The 5,019-nt window shown below is 72.7% G+C and carries 5 protein-coding genes; 4 read left to right on the top strand and 1 reads right to left on the bottom strand.

The features are described 5' to 3' along the window. Positions 1–1,341 (top strand): sigma-54-dependent transcriptional regulator (locus tag D7V93_RS37645; protein ID WP_147451551.1); only part of this gene is annotated, 1,341 nt, incomplete at its 5' end. A 14-nt stretch (positions 1,342–1,355) separates the two neighbouring features. Then, complete coding sequence (locus tag D7V93_RS37640) at positions 1,356–2,687, top strand: sensor histidine kinase (protein WP_244237741.1); 1,332 nt, start codon at positions 1,356–1,358, stop codon at positions 2,685–2,687. Here the strand turns inward: D7V93_RS37640 and D7V93_RS37635 are convergent. Further along, positions 2,656–3,183 carry a hypothetical protein gene (locus D7V93_RS37635; RefSeq protein ID WP_120647918.1) on the bottom strand — a complete coding sequence of 176 codons (528 nt, stop codon included), beginning with the start codon at positions 3,181–3,183 and terminating at the stop codon, positions 2,656–2,658. The genes D7V93_RS37640 and D7V93_RS37635 overlap by 32 nt on opposite strands. 454 nt (positions 3,184–3,637) lie before the next feature. Here D7V93_RS37635 and D7V93_RS37630 point away from each other — a divergent pair, with 454 nt between their 5' ends. Continuing rightward, complete coding sequence (locus D7V93_RS37630) at positions 3,638–4,750, top strand: GRAS family protein (protein WP_120647917.1); 1,113 nt, start codon at positions 3,638–3,640, stop codon at positions 4,748–4,750. Continuing rightward, positions 4,747–5,019, top strand: a 273-nt coding sequence (locus tag D7V93_RS37625) for a CinA family protein (RefSeq protein WP_147451550.1), incomplete at its 3' end; no start/stop codon positions are given. The genes D7V93_RS37630 and D7V93_RS37625, both read left to right, overlap by 4 nt.

Below are 5,019 nucleotides of genomic sequence, written 5' to 3'. Positions count from 1 at the left end.
GTGCTGGAGGCGCTGCGGCTCTTGCTCAAGCGCGACGGCTACGCGGTGGTGAGCGCCCAGTCCCCGGCGGGGGTGAAGGCCACGCTGGACGCCGAGGACGTGGACCTGGTGCTGATGGACCTGAACTACGCGCGCGACACCACGTCCGGGCGCGAGGGGTTGGACCTGCTCGGCCAGCTGCGCGAGCGGGACGCGCTCTTGCCCGTGGTGGTGATGACCGCGTGGGGCAGCGTGGAGGGCGCGGTGGAGGCGATGCGCGCGGGCGCGCGCGACTACGTGCAGAAGCCCTGGGACAACACGCGCCTGCTGGCCACGCTGCGCACGCAACTGGAGTTGTCCCGAGCCCTGCGCCGGGGGCGACGGCTGGAGGAGGAGAACCAGCACCTGCGCCGCGAGCAGGGCGGGCGCTCCCCGCTGGTGGGCGAGTCGCGCGCCATGCAGCCCGTGCACCGGCTCATCGAACGGGTGGCGCCGTCCGCCGCGCCGGTGCTCATCACCGGCGAGCACGGCACCGGCAAGGAGGTGGTGGCGCGCCTGCTCCACTCGGCGAGCCCTCGCGCGGATCGGCCCTTCGTCGCGGTGAACTCCGGTGGCCTGTCCGAGGGCGTCTTCGAGAGCGAGCTGTTCGGCCACGTGAAGGGCGCCTTCACCGACGCGAAGACGGACCGCATCGGCTGCTTCGAGCTGGCGGACGGCGGCACGCTCTTCCTGGATGAGATTGGCAACATGCCGCTGGGCCAGCAGGCGAAGCTGCTGCGCGTCCTCCAGACGGGAGAGCTGCACCCGGTGGGCTCGTCGCGCACGCGGCGCGTGGACGTGCGCCTGGTGAGCGCCACCAACGTGGACCTGGGCAAGGCGGTGACGGAGGGGAGGTTCCGCGAGGACCTGCTCTACCGGCTCAACACGGTGGAGGTGTTGCTGCCGCCCCTGCGCGAGCGGCGCGAGGACATCCCGCTGCTCGCCGCGCACTTCCTCGCCGCGCAGGGCCAGCGCTACGGCCGGCCGGGCGTCCACCTGGCGCCGGGCGCGCTGGAGGCGCTGCTCGCCTATGCGTGGCCGGGCAACGTGCGCGAGCTGGAGCACGCGGTGGAGCGCTCGCTCCTGATGGCGGTGGGGGACCGGGTGGAGGCGGAGGACCTGCTGCTCAAGCGTCCGGGGCCCGGCAGCGGGAGCGCCTCGCGTCTGGAGGAGATGACGCTGGAGGAGGTGGAGCGCTACCTCATCGAGCGCGCCCTCACGCGGCAGGACGGCAACGTGAGCGAAGCGGCGAAGGCCCTGGGGCTGTCGCGCAGCGCGCTCTACCGGCGCCTCCAGTACTACGGCATCAAGGGCGCGCGGTGAGCTGGAGGCCTCGGGTGCCGCACGACCTGCGCGTCGTGGGGCTCGCGGTCCTCGCGGGCCTTCCCGCCGTCGTGGTGGCGCTCGCGCTGCTGTGGACGGGGGACTTCAGCGCCAAGGTGCGCTGGACGCTGTCCGCGCTGGTGCTGGGCGTCCACGCCGGCGCCTGTCTGGCATTGCACGAGCGCGTGGCGCGGCCCCTGTACACCGTGGCGGGGCTGCTGTCCGCGCTGCGCGAGGGGGACTACTCCGTGCGCGGCCGGGGCGAGCGTCCGGGCGACCCACTGGGGGAAGTGCTCCTGGAGGTCAACGCGCTGGCGGACACGCTGCGCGAGCAGCGGCTGGGCGCGCTGGAGGCGGGCGCGCTGCTCGGGCAGGTGATGGAGGCCATCGACGTCGCGGTGCTGGCCTTCGACGCCACGGGCACGCTGAAGCTGGTGAACCGCGCGGGCGCCCGGCTCGTGGGCCTGCCGCGCGCGCAGCTCCTGGGGCAGCGCGCGGAAGGACTGGGCTTTGGGGAGCTCCTGGAGGGCCCCGCGCCGCGAAGGCTGACGCGCGCCTTCGCGCAGGAGGGCGGCCCCTACGAGCTGTGGCGGGGGATGTTCCGGGAGGGCGGCCAGCCGCACCAGCTGGTGGTGCTCACGGACCTGCGTCTGGCCTTGCGCGAGGAGGAGCGCGAGGCGTGGCGCCGGCTGGTGCGCGTGCTGAGCCATGAAATCAACAACTCGCTCACGCCCATCCAGTCCATCGCGGACGCGCTGAAGGACCTGGTGGCCCAGGTGCCTCGCCCCGCGGACTGGGAGGAGGACACGCGGCACGGACTGGGCATCATCGCCCGCAGGGCGGAGTCCCTGGCGCGCTTCATGTCCGCCCACGCGCGGCTGGCGCGGCTGCCGCCTCCCACGCCGGGCATGGTGGAGGTGGAGCCCTGGGTGCGGCGCGTGGTGGCGCTGGAGCCGCGCCGTCCGGTGGCGGTGCGCCCCGGCCCCGCGCTCACGGTGCCCGGGGATGCCGACCAGCTGGAGCAATTGCTCATCAACCTGGTGCGCAACGCCGTGGACGCCGTCCTGTCGGAAGAGGGGAGCGCGGGCGGTGTCTGGGTTTCCTGGGCGGTGCACGCGCCCGGCGCGGTGGAGGTCTGGGTGGAGGACGAAGGCCCGGGCCTGGCCGACACCGCGAACCTCTTCGTGCCCTTCTTCACCACCAAGCCCCAGGGCAACGGCATCGGCCTGGCGCTCAGCCGGCAGATCGCCGAGGCCCACGGCGGCAGTCTGCGATTGGAGAACCGCACCGACGGGCGCGGCTGCCGCGCCCGGCTCAGGCTCCCGCTGGACGCCCCGCGCGCTTGAAGCCCGGCCTGGCTTCAGTCGGCTCGGGGTCCGGCGCGACCAGCTGGTAGAGCAGCGCCGTGGCCGCCCAGAAGAACAGCCCGCTGAAGCTCACGTAGACCAGCTTCGTGCCGGGCCACACCTGGAGCGGGTGGTGGAACACCTCCGCCGCGACGAAGCCGCCCAGCCACTGGCCCGTCCAGCACAGCGCGGTGGCCCACAGCACGCGCTGCCACGACGCCACCCGCAGCGGCCGGAACCAGTACGTGTGCAGGGCCCACAGCACCACCACCGCGCCGCTCCACATCCCCAGGCTGACGATGGAGTACCAGCGGTGCGACGACTCCGGATAGACCCAACCCCAGTCCCCGTTCATCCACCGGAACGCCACGTTCTGCGACAGCTCCAGCAACCAGAAGCATGGCGCCAGGAAGAGCAGCTGCACCAGCAGGACCCGCCGCACCATCTCCGCCAGGCCCTTGAGGAGCTGCCCGTACGTCCAGGTCAGCGCAATCATTGGTCCCTCCTCGGTTGCGGGTGGGTGCAGTGCTCCACGAGAAGAACGCGGTAGCCTTTCTTTCTTGATTTATTTGATTGCACGGAACTGCTGGGTTGCATCCTACCCAAGCAATCCCAATGGGTTGGATGGCCAGACGCGCGCGAGGCTATTCCCCGCCTTCCGAACGTAAGGGTTTCCACGGACAGCCGGACGACGCGGACGGGCCCGCCGCCGGTGAGGGGGGCTTCGGCGAACACCGGCTCCAGGTCCCAGGCGTGCGTGCGTCCCCGCGCGCACCGCCATGGCCATCCCCGCCGGGCTCCGCCAGTCCGTCCACGGGGGCGGGCGTGCTGTGCGCGCAGGGACGCGGGAGTGGACCCGCGGTGTGTGCCCCTGGAGCCGCGCACAGGGGCGTCATTACAGTTTTTCAAGTCGAGTGGAAGCCAGGGTCATGGCTTCCCGGGGAGGGCGCATGCGCACGCCGAAGGACGAACTGCTGCTCGAGGCGATGGACCATGCGTTGTCAGCGCGGACGGTGGCGACGGTGGAGACGCTGGCCCGGCTGTACCGGATGCTGGACGTGGAGCGGGTGGCGGAGGACGAGAACTACGCGGTGTTCGCCACGGCGCTGTCGCGCAGGCTGGAGGGGGCGACGGGGGCGCTGCATCCCTACCGGGCGTCGGACGTGGACGGTGGGGCGCCGCAGATCGACCTGTTCCGGCAGTTGATGAAGCACCTGCCGCTGGCGTCGGCGGCGGACGCGGTGGCGAACACGCTGCTCGCGGGCTTCCTGCGAGGCCACGCGGAGGCGACGCTGCTGGACGTGGGCATCGGCCAGGGGCGGCAGGAGTGCAACCTGCTGCGGGCGCTGGCGAAGGCGGGCGCGCTGCCCCGGCACCTGACGGTGGTGGGCGTGGATCCCAGCGGGGACAGCCTGTGCGAGGCGAGGCGCGCGTTGATGGAGGTGGCGCTGGAGGTGGGGCTTCGCTCGCTCGAGTTCGAGGCGTTGGAGTCGCCGGTGGAGGACGTGGACGCGGCGACGTGGGCGCGGTGGCGCGGGGTGCGCAGGCCGCTGGTGGTGAACGCGGCGTTCGCGCTGCACCACGTGGCGGAAGGGACGCCCTGGGGTGGCGAGGCGCGCGACAGGGTGCTCGGGAGGTTGGCGTCGCTGGAGCCGGTGGGGGTGGTGCTGTGCGAACCGAACGTGGATCACCACCGGGCCCCGGCGCGCGAGCGATTGGTCAATGCATGGCATCACTTCTCCCGCGTGTTCCAGTTGCTGGATACGCTGGAGGTGCCGGGCGACGAGCGCCGCGCCATCAAGCGCTTCTTCGGCCGGGAGGTGGACGACATCGTGGGCACGGTGAACGAGGCGGAGCGGTGCGAGCGTCACGAGACGGCGACGTCGTGGTGGGAGCGGCTGTCGCGCGCGGGCTTCACGCCGAGGGGCGCAATGGAAGCGGTGCGTCCCCCGGAGCTTCACCCGGCGGTGGGGCTGCGCGCGGAAGGCGGCACGGTGGGCATCACCTTCCGCGACGACGTGCTGGTGGCGGTGCTGGCGGCGGTGCCGAGGGAGGGCGCGTGAGCGACCTGGAGGCGCTGGCGCCGCGGGTCATCGCGCGCTGTCGGGAGGCGGGGGTGCGGCTGGTGCTCGCGGAGGCGTGCACAGGCGGGCTCATCGCGGCGGCGCTGACGGACGTGCCGGGGGCGTCGGCGGTGGTGGAGCGCGGCTATGTGCCGTACTCGAACGAGTCGAAGGGGGAGCAGCTGGGGGTGCCGCTGGCGCTGTTGCAGGCGCACGGGTCGGTGAGCGCGGAGGCAGCGGGCGCGATGGCGGCGGGGGCGCTGGAGCGC

It is taken from the genome of Corallococcus llansteffanensis, assembly GCF_003612055.1.
GTDB lineage: Bacteria > Myxococcota > Myxococcia > Myxococcales > Myxococcaceae > Corallococcus > Corallococcus llansteffanensis.
The sequence above is the reverse complement of the archived record's forward strand: the minus strand, read 5'-3'. Positions and strand labels throughout refer to the sequence as shown.